This is a genomic window from Bythopirellula superficialaquae (assembly GCF_059632245.1).
In genome coordinates, this window is sequence record NZ_CP197426.1 from 4,209,169 (window position 1) to 4,222,618 (window position 13,450).

The window sequence follows — 13,450 nt, forward strand, 5'->3', positions numbered from 1 at the left end:
CCTGTTCGCCAGACCAGCGAATGACCTTATAATTCCCTATCAGAACAAGCCTGAAGTGCAATATTGCAAGATACTAGCGTCGGGGGAGATTTCATTTTGACGAGTCCGCTGATTGTCGTTGGATTGGGTGAGGCCCTGTTCGATTGTTTTTCCGATAAGCACATCGTCCTGGGAGGCGCGCCGGTGAATCTCGCCGTGCATGCTCATCAGCTTTTGCAATCGCGGGGGCGCGGCGTGGTGGCCAGCTCAGTGGGTCGCGACAACCTAGGTAACAATTTGCTCACTGAGCTCGCTGACCGCGGCATGACGACCGAGTACATTGCGATCTCCGACAGCTACCCCACGAGCACGGTCGAGGTGGAGATCGATTCCACGGGCGAAACGCAATACGAAATCAAGCAGTGCGTAGCTTGGGATCATCTCGAGTTCAACGAAAAACTCGCGGAGCTGGCGACAAAATGCTCGGCCGTTTGTTTCGGCACATTGGCCCAACGTGAGGAAGCAAGCCGCGCGTCGATTCGACAGTTTCTCACCACGGCCAAGTCCGCGCTCAAAGTCTGCGACGTCAATCTTAGGCAACGATTCTATTCGCAGGAAATTTTGCGAACGTCTCTCGAACTTGCCGACGTGGTGAAACTCAACGAAAACGAGCTGCCCATTGTGAGCAAGGCGATAGAGATGCCCCCAGCGACCCTTGTTGATGAACAGGCGCTCCGTCTCATCGCGAAGTATAACTTAAAGTTGCTCGCATTAACGCGGGGCGAAAAGGGGACTGTCCTTTACTCGGCAACGCAGCTAGTGAAAGGAAATGTTCCCAGCTATCCACGCAAACCGAATGCCGACAATGTAGGCGCTGGAGATTCTAGCTGTGCGGCGATCATAGTTGGCGTGTTGCTTGACAAACCGCTGCCGGAGATCGTCAACCTCGCCAATCGCGTGGGTGCTTATGTGGCGGCTCAACCAGGCGCGACGCCAGTCCTGCCTGGAGAGATTCTCGTACAGGTGTGAGTGCCGCCCTATAGCTCAGCTTTCAGCAGAAAGTCCGTAGCCGCATAGGCGCGACTGACATCGGCACTCAGGATCCACCTCCAGGGATAGACGGTCCAGTTAAATATCCTGAGTACTTTGAGCATCTTCTTGAGTTCCGTGAAGTCAGCATCACCGCGAGCTTCACGATAGGCTCCAAAGGCCACCGGCAGGATATTGGGGGCAATCTTTGCGTAGCGTGAAGCTCCGCTCAGAAACAACCAAATCTCACGCGCCTGTATCGAAGAGGGGCTGAGATGCGAAACGTCCTCTTCAAAGTCGATAAAGCCAATCTCACCACCATTGGTCACAATAAAATCATTGATCTTGGCACGACCGTGGCATTGCCCCGCTGTGTGCAACCGAGCAAGTTCCCGGCCGCAGGCACTGATCACGTCGCGAACGCCGTCCGCTGATATATTCGTCTGCTCAGTGAAATGACGGTCCACCGTCAAACCTAAATCCGACAAGACCAGCCACTCGTCAGAACGGGCCAGCACTTCGGGAACAACAAACCCTGCCTTACGCAATTCGGCAATGCGTCTTGCTTCGTGATGCAACGCCGCTGCGCCTCCCGCGGTAACGGTCGGGCGAAAACCTTCGATGGGAATCAGTCGGCAAAGGACTTGCTGAATCTTATGAAAGACTGTCGCCTTGGGTCGTGTTGCTTGTTTAATCCAGACTTTGCGCCCATGCCATGCCTCACGTCTGACGCGCAGGGGACTGAGAACATTGGCCACATCTGTGAGGCTCTGTGGATTTTCGGCGCTAATCGTTAGCATGGTCACGTGTCTTTGCTTGCTTGCATGTGGGCTGGCTACCTAGACTGTGAGGTCGTCGTAGGCAGATTTTTAGTCCAGCACTCGTGATGAGAGAAGAGCATTGAAAGAGCGATCAATGATGCTGATTAATCCATCTTCGATTGATTTCCAGGGGATATTTAGTAAAACCCCTCGCAATGGGTACAATTGGCTTAAGGAAATGTAACCTTGTTTTGGGTGAGCCTTTCATCTGAGATTGAATATCAAAATCCTCTACGCCTGTTGATTGCTGGATGTTTAAGCCTCTTTGTTTATCCCTGCTAATTGCCACCTCATTGCTAGGCGGCAAAATCCCCGCAGCGCAAGAGTTTACCGGTGATCAGCTTGTCGTCGCCGAGTTCCTGGTGCTGCCCCGAGTAGGACGCTACGGCCGGGTTCCGCTTCACGTCGATCCACTGCAAGCAGAATTGGCCAGCGGTGACTGGCACCCCCCCACCTTGGGGTCTGAAGTGTCCACCTACGATGGCAAGAAAGTCACCTGGCAGAAGTTCCAAGCCGGCGAAGATGGTTGGCTGGAGCATACAACGCTACGGGGCGGTTATGCTTATGCCCATGTCAAATCGGCCAAACGCCAGGTTGCTTTACTGGAAGCGTCAGGCCACGCGATGGTCTTCGTCAACGGTGAACCGCGCGCAGGTGATCCGTATCTCACGGGACGCACGGTCTTGCCCATCATGCTCAACCCCGGCACCAATGAACTGTTGTTTCATGCCGCAGCTGGGAAGCTCCGCGTCAAACTCTCCAGGCCCACTGACGATGTGTTCTTCGATCTGCGTGATGTGACCAAGGCTGACTTGGTACGCGATGAAACGGAACCGGTGTGGTTGGGCGTAGTCGTTGTGAATTGTCGCGAACAAACACTTAGCGATGCACAAGTCAAAACAACCGTTGCCGGTGGCGGAGACTTGACGGCGAAAGTCGATACTGTACCGCCATTGAGTGTTCGCAAGGTAGCCATTCCGGTTTTGCCAAACTGGAACGCCGATAGCGCTACATCCGACAAAACCAACGTCGAGCTTGCCTGGAGTGATCCTACAAACGGTAAACCAGCGAAGATCGAACTTAGTATCGTCGAAGCGAGCGAACAGCAAACGCGCACCTTTCGCAGCAAACTCGACGGCAGCGTGCAGGCTTATCGTTTATTGCCTGCCAAAGATAGCAATGATGAAGCTGGGATGTTGGTTTCATTGCATGATGCTGACCAAACACCAACCAATCTACTCTCACAATTGCAAGCTGCTGCTGGCGTGCATTTGTCGGCTCCCACGGGCCGACGGGTCGAAGGGTGCGACTGGGAAGATTGGTCAGCTCGAGATGTCTTGGAAGCTCTGGATGATGCGGCGAAGCATGTGAAGTACGACCCACGGCGAACGTGGCTGCGTGGCACCAACACAGGTGGGCATGGCGTGTTGCGACTCGGCGGAATCGCCGCGGATCGTTGGGCCGCGCTCGCGCCGCGTGATCCTTGGCTCGAATATGCGGGCGACGAACAAACCGACGTCGACACGCCCATCGAAGAGCTGCTGGAGCGCGTGGCATGGTCGAATCGACTCACACCGTTGCTGCGAAACACGGTTTCAAGCGCTCTGTTACTGGAAGAAGACAATTCGAACCCGCTTACTCAAGAGCTCATCAAATTGTTCCGCGCGTTCCATCCGAAATTTGAATCGCGTACCATCGACAATGAAACACCGGAACAGAATCTCACCGAAGTATTGACGTTCGTAACCAAGCACCTATCGCCCACCGATATCGAAGTCGAGGAGGCCGATTGCGTGACGTTCAGCCCAGGGGTGAATTCGCAAAGCCGCTGGCTGACGATCTTGGGCCAAGAAGAGCAATGGGCGCTCAGCCGCGCCGCGGTGAAGTTCGACCGTGCTCGCAACCTGTTCTTGGGTCTCACGGTCAATGTCAAGGCACTTTCGATCGAAACATCCCAACTGAAAAGTGATACGGTCGTTGAAGTCGCCCTCGATGGCGAGCCAGTGGGCGAATTCGCCGTCGATGGCCGACCGCTCACCTTTTTGCGGCACGATGAGGCTTGGCAATTGGTCCCCAGCTTGCCCGCTTCTTTCAAACGCCCCGCGCGTTATGGCGGACTGCGAAGCGTGTTCGAGAACAATGCGGTGCTAGTTTATGGCACAAACGGCACACCCGCAGAAAGCCAATGGGCACTGGCCAAGGCCCGTTACGATGCCGAGACAATGCTCGTGCGACTCAACGGTTCCGCAGAAATTGTCGCCGACAAGGTTTTCAAACCCGAAAATTATCGCGATCGTAACGTCGTGCTCTACGGCAATGCCGACACGAATCTGGCGTGGCCTGTGCTGCTCTCGACATCGCCGGCGCAAATGCGACGAGACGGCGTGTGGATCGACCGCCGACCGGAACTTGGCGACGATTTGGCTTGCGTATTTGTTCATCCCCGCCGCGGCAGTTCTAACGCGGTCGTCGGCGTGATCGGGGGCACGGGCATCACCGGCATGCGAACGACCGACCGCCTACCTGTGTTTGTGAACGGCACAAACTTTCCGGACTTGTTGCTTTATAGTTCTCAGAGCCTCATGACCGGGAACGACGACGTCCGCGCTGCGGGATTCTTTGGCATCGCCTGGACGGTCGAGCCGGGTGAGATCGTGTGGCGGGATGCGGCGCTTTAACAAGGCCCCAACGACATCGGGACGATGCCGGCTAACTATTCCACCGTGACGCTCTTGGCCAAATTCCGCGGCTTGTCGACGTCGCAGCCGCGAACTACCGCCATGTGGTACGCCAATAGTTGTAGCGGCACTGCGGCGACGATCGGTTGCAGCAGCTCCGTCACGGGGGGAATGTAAATCACGTCATCGGCGAGTTGGGCCACGCGCGAATCATCGTCATCAATCACCGCGATGACAGGGCCGCCGCGGGCTTTGATTTCCTCGACATTGGCTAGTACTTTGTCATACACCGGCCCTTGGGGCACGATAAACACGCTGGGGGTATGTTCATCGACAAGCGCAATTGGGCCATGCTTCATCTCTGCCGCGGGATAGCCCTCGGCGTGGATGTAGCTGATTTCCTTGAGCTTGAGGGCCCCTTCCAGGGCAGTAGGAAAATTGTATTGTCGGCCAAGATATAAGAAGTTGTTACAATCTGCGTACTTCTCGGCGATCCGCCGGGTCACTTCGTTGGTTTCCAACGCTCGTTCCACATGGCCTGGAAGCTGCTCAAGCTCTTCGATGATTCTCAATCCACTTTCGTAGCTCAAATGGTGCAACCGGCCGAAATACAAGGCCAGGAGCGACAACACCACGCACTGGGCGGTGAAGGCCTTGGTCGACGCCACGCCGATTTCCTGCCCCGCATGCAGATAAATGCCGCCGTCCGCTTCACGAGCAATGCTGCTCCCCACGACGTTGCAAATCGCCATCGTGGGATGCCCCTTACGTTTCATCTCGCGGAGCGCAGCCAGGGTATCAATTGTTTCGCCGCTTTGGGTCAAGGCGAAAAACAGGGTCTGGTTATCAAGCGGCGGATTGCGATAGCGCAGCTCACTGGCATATTCCACTTCCACGGGAATTCGCGCCAGGGCTTCGATCATGTATTCACCCACGAGCGCCGAATGCCAACTCGTGCCACACGCCGTCAGCACAAATCGCTTCACCGATTGCAATTGATTCGCCGTGAGATTCAACCCACCAAACACGGCCGTGGCCGAGTCTTTGTCCAAACGCCCGCGCATCGCGTTGCGAATCGTTTCGGGCTGCTCGTAGATTTCCTTGAGCATGTAATGGGGAAAGCCGTTGAGATCCATGTCGGCCGCTTCGATATCGAGGGCTTGCACGTCGTGAACCACGTCGCCTGAATCGCGATGAATCACGCGGATCGAATCGGAGGTGACGAGTGCAATCTCATGGTCGGCCAGATAGACAATCTTGTTCGTGCGACCCGCCAAGGGGGAACCGTCGCTCGCGATAAAATTTTCGCCGTCGCCCACGCCAATCACCAGCGGACTGCCAAGCCGTGCTGCGACCATTACGTTTGGCCAATCGCGAAACACCATCGCGAGGCCGTAAGTCCCGCGTAGCTTGGTCAGCGATTTCTGCACCGCGGCAATCAACGGGGCGTAGGGATCTTCGCTTTCCAGCACGGTGTCAGAAACTTTCTCTAACTCGTAAGCGACTAGCTGTGCGACCACTTCGGTGTCGGTGGCCGAACGAAATTCGCAGCCCTTATCGATGAGCCGCTCTTTGATCGCACGGAAATTTTCGATCACGCCGTTGTGAACCAGGGCCAACACACAGTCGCCACCCAGATGCGGGTGAGCATTCACATCGTTTGCCGGGCCATGCGTGGCCCAGCGGGTGTGCCCGATGCCAATTGAACCTTTGTGTGCGTGCCGCTTTAGTAAGTTGGCCAACTCGTCGACCCGACCAGCAGCTTTATCGATTGTTATCTCGCCATCTTCGATAGTGGCGATTCCCGAGCTATCGTAACCGCGATATTCCAAGCGGCGCAAGCCTTCGAGTAAGTACTCGCTCGCGTCCGCGAATCCGACGTAACCGACTATTCCGCACATAGAACGACTTCCTTCCAAAGGTCGTAGGCTGCTAGCAACCATGCCAGCAGTCGTGGCAACATTTAAGTTAGCATTTTCGGCGAATTCCGGCCACGGAGATAAGGAGCCAGCCCCACGGACTGACGTGGAGCTAACGCGGCAGTTTTGGTATTTAGGAGCCGCGATTCTTGGCCCCGCCGGAGAAATTCTATGTCACGTCTCGTGGAAAGTGAAAAGTGCTTGTTGGTCATCCCCGCTCGCCGCCGTTCGACGCGCCTGCCGGACAAGATGCTGCTTAAGGACACCGGGAAAACGGTGCTTCAACACACCTACGAAGCCGCCTGTCGGGCAACATTGCCAGAGGCCATCCTCATCGCCACCGATGATCGCGAAATCGCACACGAGGTTCAGCGCTTTGGCGGGCGCGCGATTCTGACCAACCCCGACTGCCCCAGTGGTACCGACCGGGTTGCCGAAGTGGCCAGATTCATTCCGTGGGCGGAAATTATCGTTAATTTGCAGGGAGACGAGCCGGAAATTGATCCCCAGGCCATCGACCGCTTGGTTATGCTGTTGCAACAGAATCCTGCCGCCACGATGGCAACCTTGGCCACACCGATTCGCAGTCGCGAAGCTTTGGAAGACCCGGCGTGCGTGAAAGTCGTGTTCGACAATGCCGGACGGGCCATGTATTTCAGCCGCAGTCCGATCCCCCATCCGCGTGAATGGCGGGACGACATGCTTACGGCATCGCCAGCGACATTTTTCCAGCATATCGGCATCTACGCTTATCGTCGCGACTTGTTACTACGGTTTGCCAGCCTGCCCATGGGCCAGACCGAGCAGATCGAGAAGCTCGAACAACTCCGAATTCTCGAGCAAGGTGAAACGATCCTGATCGGCGAGATCGCTCAGCCAACCCGGGGCATCGACACTCCCGCGGATTACGCTGCATTCGTTGAAAGGCAGCGTCGCCAGCGCCTCGCGGCCTAGGTGACGTTCGCCGACGGCTTGAGCTATAATTGGCCCATGCACGAATCGAACGAATTGCCCTTGCCTTTGTTGATCACCGGCATCGCCGGCGTAGCGGGCTACAATGCGCTCGCCTATTTTCAGCAGCGTTACCCAGGCCAAGTCATCGGCATTCGGCAAGGGGACAATTGGCCCCTGTCGGGACCAGGAATCATCGCCTGCAACGCCGAAGATCGCGCGGGTCTCGAGCGCTTATTCGACCAGTACCAATTTCGTTCTGTGCTGAACTGCGCTGGCAATTGTGCGTTGAAATCGTGCGAACTCGATTCGCGGCTCGCCTGGCGAACGAATGTCGAAGGAATGATCACGCTGCTTTCGATCGTCGTCGAACGGCAAGTCCGACTGGTGCATACGTCAATCGATCTTGTGTTCGGTGGTCGCGATTGCAAACCCATCGATTGGCCCGGTCATCTTGAAACGGATCGCACCGATCCAGTGACCGTCTACGGCACGACCATGGTAGCCGCCGAACAGCTTTTGTTTGACTGCGCTCCCGCGGCCTGCACGTTGCGAATTTCGCTCCCCATGGGCGTGAGTTTCAATGGCCACGCGGGGGCCATCGACTGGATTCAATCCCGGTTTGCCAAGGGCCGCCCCGCCACGCTTTATTTCGATGAAGTTCGTACGCCCACCTACACCGATTGCCTGAATCATGTTTACGAAACATTACTCGGCAACGATCTTGCTGGCCTCTATCACGCGGGAGCGCCACGTCGGTTGTCTCTCTATCAAATCGCGCAGGTGATCAATCGCGTGGGCGGGTACGATCCGCACTTATTGATGGGTTGTCCTCGAATTGAGGCGGGCCCTATTCCCCCGCGAGCGGGCGATGTTTCCATGAATTCTACTAAGCTCGCGCAGGCCTTGGGCTATCAACCATTTGATCCCTGGCCACTGGAAAACGATTGGGTTCCAACCCACGACAAGTGGCACTACGAACGTGATGGCTTTCGCGGTTCTCCCGAGTTGCTGGCCGAGGTGTTGTACCGCAATCCCCGGCGCGTGAATGCGGCGTAGTTCATCCAACCCCTCTTCCTAAAACTCCGCGTTCCCCGGTGTTCTCGGAAACGGAATCACGTCCCGAATGTTGGCCATGCCGGTCACAGCTTGAACCATCCGTTCCAGGCCTAAGCCGAACCCCGAATGCGGCACCGAGCCGAACTTTCGTAACTCGATGTACCACCAATAATCGTCAGGGTTGAGCCCCTGCTCGGCCATCCGCGCGAGCAACACATCGAGCCGATCTTCGCGTTGACTGCCGCCGATGATTTCCCCCACCCGTGGCACAAGCACGTCCATCGCCCGTACGGTTCGGCCCGGCACGTCGGGAGTTTCGTCGTTCACCTTCATGTAGAACGGCTTAATCGCTGCAGGATAGTCGTGCAGGATCACCGGCGCTTGCAGATACTCTTCGGTGATGAATCGCTCGTGTTCGGCCTGCAAATCGGTGCCCCAGGAGATGGGATATTCAAACGTTTCGCCTGACTTCTCCAGGATCTCGATGGCTTGGGTATAGCTCAGCCGCTGGAAATGCTTGCCCGAGATTGTCTTAAGGCTATCGAGTACCGTGTTGTCGATTCGCTCGTGGAAGAATTGCATATCCTCGTCGCAGTCGGCGAGTACGTCGTTGACGATCCGTTTGAGGAACCGCTCGGCGAGGTCCATGTTGTCGGTCAACTCGAAAAAGGCGGCTTCCGGTTCGATCATCCAAAACTCGGCCAAATGCCGGGAGGTGTTGGAGTTCTCGGCGCGGAACGTGGGGCCGAAGGTGTAAATCTTGCCGAGTGCCGTGGCGTAAATTTCTCCTTCCAACTGCCCGGACACGGTGAGATACGCAGGGCGATCGAAAAAGTCTTGCTCGAAATCAACTGCTCCATCTTCTTTGCGCGGCACATTTGCAGGGTCGAGAGTCGTCACGCGAAACATCTCGCCCGCCCCTTCGCAGTCGCTCGCCGTGATGATCGGCGTGTGAATGTACAGAAAACCTTCCTCTTGAAAGAAATCATGAATCGAACGGCATATGCGATTCCGCACGCGCATCACCGCGCCGAAGGTATTCGTGCGCGGCCGTAGATGGGCCCATTCGCGGAGCTTTTCCATCGTGTGCCGCTTCTTTTGCAGCGGATATTCGTCGGGATCGGCCCAACCATGAACAATAATTTCGCTGGCGTAGAGTTCGGTCGCTTGGCCCTTGCCGCCGGATGGTTTGATCTCGCCACGGACCGAAACGCTTGCCCCCGCGCCAAGTTTTTTGACATCCGTTTCGTAGTTCGCAAGCGTGCCATCCGCGATGACTTGGATATTGTTCAAACACGTGCCGTCGTTGATTTCCAAAAAGCTGAAGCCGCCGCCACTATCGCGACGAGTGCGAATCCAACCTTGGATCAAGACGTTTTGTCCTACCGACTTGGCATCACGCGCTTCGCGTACCGAAAGTTTTTTCATGGATCCTTCCCAATCGTAGTTACCAGCCGTGCTGCTGGCGGAGCCAAACAATTTGTCCCGTGTGATGGCGGCTATGCCACGGATAATAGCAAAGGGCTGATTTCAATGTGACTTGCTGCGACGTCTCGGGATGGATGAACGACTTCTCAAAATCGCCGTAGTCCATCGACTTCAAAAGCTGTACCCAACGGGCATGAACCGCGTCGAACAACGCGAGCGGTGCGGCAATTTCGCCATGCTTGGAATCCGACAGCGCGACCCAACGATCCTCAAAATAGGCTTTGATCGTCGGCAAATCTTCAGTCAAAGCCCATTTGAAGCGGATGTAGCTGTTCACATGGCTGTCGGCCAAATGGTGGACAATCTGCCGAAGTGACCATTTGCGATACAGCGTGTCAAGTTGGGATTCCGATAGCCCCGCAACAGCCTTCCGCAATTCCACAGGGGCCGAAGCAATTTGCTCGATCAATTCCGCGATGCGAGCCGGAGTGCATTCCTGCTCGGCGGCATATTCTCCCACCGGATTAAGCGGCGCATCCATCGTCGATATAGCGATTGTCTATCGCCCCTGTGAGGACTGTGAATACTGAATCGCTCTACAGACCCTTCGCAGCCAACCAACGTTCAGCATCCAACGCCGACATACACCCCGATCCGGCAGCCGTTACCGCTTGGCGATAGTAGTCGTCGGCCACGTCCCCCGCGGCAAACACGCCGTCCACGCTGGTATTCGTGCGGAACGGCACCGTCCACTTGAGATACTTCTTCGCGGTCATCTCGAGCTTGCCTTCGAGAAACTTCGTGTTGGGCGTGTGGCCGATGGCCATGAACGCACCGGCGATTTCTTTTTCCGTTTTCTTGTCGTCGATCGTCGAAACCAGCCGCACGCCGGTCACACCGTTTTTGTCGTCACCCAAGATTTCCTCAACGGCGCTGTTCCACACGATGTCGATCTTCTTGTTGTTCTTCGCCCGCTCGGCCATGATCTTCGAGGCACGCAATTCGTCGCGGCGATGTACGAGGTGAACGACGCTGGCGAACTTGGAAAGATAATCAGCCTCTTCCACGGCCGAGTCGCCGCCACCGACGACAACCACTGGCTTGTTACGGAAACGTGGCAATGCACCATCGCACACGGCACAGGCACTCACGCCGGCGTTCTTGAAGCGTTCTTCCGAAGGCAAACCGAGATAATTTGCCCGTGCCCCGGTGGCGATGATCACCGAATGAGCTTCGATCTCTTGGCCTTCAAGCGATTTGAGCTTAAACGGCTGGCCACTGAAATCGACGTCGACAATGTCATCTGTGATGATCCGCGTACCGAAATTCTCGGCCTGCTTGCGCATCAGGTGCATCAATTCAGGTCCCGAGCAGCCTTCCCCATGATGCAGATCGGCAAGCCAATGATGCTCTTCCGGCAAGGCCGAACGCAGATAGTGGCTCAAGTCGCCCGCGGGAAAGCCGGGATAATTTTCCACTTCGGTCGTAAGAGCGAGCTGCCCCAGCGGCATGGTTCCCTGCAACCGGTTAGCTTCCGTGATCGCCCCCTCAAAAAGGACTGGCTCCAAGCTCGCGCGGGCCGCATAAATGGCTGCTGTCCAACCCGAGGGTCCACTTCCAACGATGACAACTTTTTCCGGCAAGATAGTCTCCTCAACTTCTAAAATCCCAAGATGCCGGGCGACTCACCGTCTCGAATTGTGCAGCTCCCTCGGCAGCGAAGATTATAGGCCAGCCACTGAAAACCGTAAACCAAGCCAAATTGCGACGTTTCTACCCGACGGGCTATGATGTAGAGTAGCGGCAACTTTTTGGCTGCGGTTTCTCGCGTTGTGAAAGCTTCTCCATGAATCTGCTCTATATCGTGCTTCCGTCGGCGGTCGTGTTGACGGTGGCCTACCTTACCTACGGCCGACTCCTGGGAAGGCTCTTGCAGCTTGATCCCAAGACCAAGACACCTGCCGTCGAATTGCGAGATGGCATCGACTTTGAGCCGCTCTCCTCGTCGGCCCTCTTGCCCCAGCACTTTTCAGCGATTGCTGCCGCGGGACCGATCGTGGGGCCTATTCTCGCTGGGATCACCTTCGGCTGGCTGCCGGCTCTGCTTTGGATTTTGATCGGCTCAATCTTCGTCGGCGGCGTCCACGATATCACGGCCCTGGTTGCTTCGATTCGCCATAAAGCCCGTTCGATTGCCGAAGTCGTCCGCGAGCACATGTCGCGCCGATCCTATTTACTATTCCTCTCGTTCATTTGGATCGCGCTCATTTATATCATCGTGGCGTTTACCGACGTCACAGCCGCTTCGTTTGTAGGTGCGGCCACCGCGGAAGCGGGCGGCGTCGGGGGGGCGGCGATCGCCAGTTCGTCACTCATCTATTTGCTGCTCACTTTGATCATGGGCCTCGCGATGCGCTACGCAGGTTTGTCGCAAAAGTGGGCATTGGCGATCTTTTTGCCGTTGGTTGCCGGAGCAATTGTTATTGGACCATACATGCCGTTTGATTTAGCCGCACTAACCGGCCAAGACGACAACGGTGCCCGCAAGACTTGGGACGTGATACTCCTTGTCTATTGCTTGATCGCGGGGGTGATGCCCGTCTGGCTGCTCTTGCAACCGCGCGGGCAATTGGGAGGCTGGTTTCTGTACGCGGCCCTCGCCGCCGGCGCAGTGGGTCTTGCTTTCGGCGGTGGAACTGCCGAGTATCCGATGTTTCGAGGCTGGCAAGTTACGGGGGCCGATGGAATTACGACCAATCTGTTCCCCTTACTGTTCATCACCATCGCCTGTGGTGCCTGCTCCGGGTTTCACTCGCTCATCGCTTCGGGCACAACATCCAAACAACTTCGCGTAGAAACCGACGCAGTCGTAGTCGGCTATGGCACAATGTTGTTGGAAGCGATGGTGTCGATCATTGCCCTCTGCTGCGTGATGATGTTTGCGGCCGGTTCGCCTCAACTCAACGGGGGGCCCAATCAAGTTTTCTCGCAAGGGATCGGCAAGTTCCTCGAAGTCATACATTTGCCACGGGCCGTGGGGATGACTTTTGCGCTCATGGCCTTCACGACGTTTGTTTACGACACGCTCGATGTTTGCACGCGATTGGGCCGTTACATCTTGCAGGAGCTTACCGGCTGGCACGGTCGGGGTGGTCGTGCGTTGGGTACCGCGCTGACCGCAGGCGTACCGCTCTTTTTCTTGCTGGGGCATAGTGATCCCAACGTGCCGGTTTGGCGTATCTTTTGGAATCTGTTCGGGGCCAGCAATCAATTGCTCGCCGCGCTGACATTACTCGGCGTGACGGTCTGGCTCTGGCGAACACGCGGTGCCTGGTGGGTTTGGATCGTGACCGGTATTCCAACTTTGCTCATGTATCTCACGAGCACCTGGGCGCTGGCCTCGATGACGCTGAGCAAATTTCGCTCGCCCGACGGAACGTGGCACATGTCGTCCGACATTGTCGGTTGGATCGGCATTGTGCTCATTCTGCTCGCCGCCATGATGCTCTACGAAGCGGTGATCGCGCTGTTGGGTTCGCGTGAGCCGTCAGAACCTGAGCCTAAACCTGCTCTTGCTCAGTAAATC

General features: G+C 56.3%; 10 protein-coding genes. 5 read left to right on the forward strand and 5 right to left on the reverse strand.

All coding sequences use genetic code 11. The features are described from left to right. The first annotated feature begins 96 nt into the window (after positions 1 to 96). A complete protein-coding gene (locus SH678x_RS17395; RefSeq protein WP_496919720.1) occupies positions 97 to 1,008 on the forward strand; it encodes a carbohydrate kinase family protein in 912 nt (303 codons plus the stop codon). Between the two features lie 8 nt (positions 1,009 to 1,016). Here SH678x_RS17395 and SH678x_RS17400 read toward each other — a convergent pair whose 3' ends face one another. Next, positions 1,017 to 1,808 carry a BUD32 family EKC/KEOPS complex subunit gene (locus SH678x_RS17400; RefSeq protein ID WP_496919721.1) on the reverse strand — a complete coding sequence of 264 codons (792 nt, stop codon included), beginning with the start codon at positions 1,806 to 1,808 and terminating at the stop codon, positions 1,017 to 1,019. A 272-nt stretch (positions 1,809 to 2,080) separates the two neighbouring features. Between SH678x_RS17400 and SH678x_RS17405 the strand changes: the two genes are divergently transcribed. Continuing rightward, complete coding sequence (locus tag SH678x_RS17405) at positions 2,081 to 4,507, forward strand: alpha/beta hydrolase family protein (protein WP_496919722.1); 2,427 nt, start codon at positions 2,081 to 2,083, stop codon at positions 4,505 to 4,507. 35 nt (positions 4,508 to 4,542) lie between these two features. On the opposite strand, the gene glmS is transcribed toward SH678x_RS17405, so the two are convergent. Next, positions 4,543 to 6,408, reverse strand: coding sequence for a glutamine--fructose-6-phosphate transaminase (isomerizing) (glmS, locus tag SH678x_RS17410; RefSeq protein WP_496919723.1), 1,866 nt, complete (start codon positions 6,406 to 6,408; stop codon positions 4,543 to 4,545). 189 nt (positions 6,409 to 6,597) lie between these two features. Here glmS and kdsB point away from each other — a divergent pair, with 189 nt between their 5' ends. Further along, positions 6,598 to 7,380, forward strand: a complete 783-nt coding sequence (kdsB, locus tag SH678x_RS17415) for a 3-deoxy-manno-octulosonate cytidylyltransferase (RefSeq protein WP_496919724.1) — start codon at positions 6,598 to 6,600, stop codon at positions 7,378 to 7,380. 36 nt (positions 7,381 to 7,416) lie between these two features. Beyond that, complete coding sequence (locus SH678x_RS17420; protein ID WP_496919725.1) at positions 7,417 to 8,436, forward strand: SDR family oxidoreductase; 1,020 nt, start codon at positions 7,417 to 7,419, stop codon at positions 8,434 to 8,436. A gap of 18 nt (positions 8,437 to 8,454) precedes the next feature. Here SH678x_RS17420 and asnS read toward each other — a convergent pair whose 3' ends face one another. Genes asnS through SH678x_RS17435 form a run of 3 tightly spaced genes read right to left on the reverse strand, consistent with a single transcriptional unit; the run spans position 8,455 to position 11,507 of the window. Then, positions 8,455 to 9,864, reverse strand: a complete 1,410-nt coding sequence (asnS, locus tag SH678x_RS17425; protein ID WP_496919726.1) for an asparagine--tRNA ligase — start codon at positions 9,862 to 9,864, stop codon at positions 8,455 to 8,457. Between the two features lie 19 nt (positions 9,865 to 9,883). Then, entirely contained in the window at positions 9,884 to 10,405 is a 522-nt protein-coding gene (locus SH678x_RS17430; protein ID WP_496919727.1) for a YfiT family bacillithiol transferase, read from the reverse strand. A gap of 55 nt (positions 10,406 to 10,460) precedes the next feature. Continuing rightward, positions 10,461 to 11,507: a thioredoxin-disulfide reductase gene (locus SH678x_RS17435; RefSeq protein WP_496919728.1), complete on the reverse strand. Its 1,047-nt coding sequence runs from the start codon at positions 11,505 to 11,507 to the stop codon at positions 10,461 to 10,463. A gap of 203 nt (positions 11,508 to 11,710) precedes the next feature. On the opposite strand from SH678x_RS17435, the gene SH678x_RS17440 reads away from it, so the two are divergent. Beyond that, positions 11,711 to 13,447: a carbon starvation CstA family protein gene (locus SH678x_RS17440; RefSeq protein WP_496919729.1), complete on the forward strand. Its 1,737-nt coding sequence runs from the start codon at positions 11,711 to 11,713 to the stop codon at positions 13,445 to 13,447. Positions 13,448 to 13,450: the final 3 nt, after the last annotated feature.

Excerpts from the sequence above, each read along its gene's own strand:
- kdsB (WP_496919724.1), top strand. The coding sequence starts at position 6,598 with ATGTCACGTCTCGTGGAAAGTGAAAAGTGCTTGTTGGTCATCCCCGCT.
- SH678x_RS17420 (WP_496919725.1), top strand. The coding sequence starts at position 7,417 with ATGCACGAATCGAACGAATTGCCCTTGCCTTTGTTGATCACCGGCATC.
- asnS (WP_496919726.1), bottom strand. The coding sequence starts at position 9,864 with ATGAAAAAACTTTCGGTACGCGAAGCGCGTGATGCCAAGTCGGTAGGA.
- SH678x_RS17405 (WP_496919722.1), top strand. The coding sequence starts at position 2,081 with ATGTTTAAGCCTCTTTGTTTATCCCTGCTAATTGCCACCTCATTGCTA.
- SH678x_RS17440 (WP_496919729.1), top strand. The coding sequence starts at position 11,711 with ATGAATCTGCTCTATATCGTGCTTCCGTCGGCGGTCGTGTTGACGGTG.
- SH678x_RS17430 (WP_496919727.1), bottom strand. The coding sequence starts at position 10,405 with ATGGATGCGCCGCTTAATCCGGTGGGAGAATATGCCGCCGAGCAGGAA.
- glmS (WP_496919723.1), bottom strand. The coding sequence starts at position 6,408 with ATGTGCGGAATAGTCGGTTACGTCGGATTCGCGGACGCGAGCGAGTAC.
- SH678x_RS17400 (WP_496919721.1), bottom strand. The coding sequence starts at position 1,808 with ATGCTAACGATTAGCGCCGAAAATCCACAGAGCCTCACAGATGTGGCC.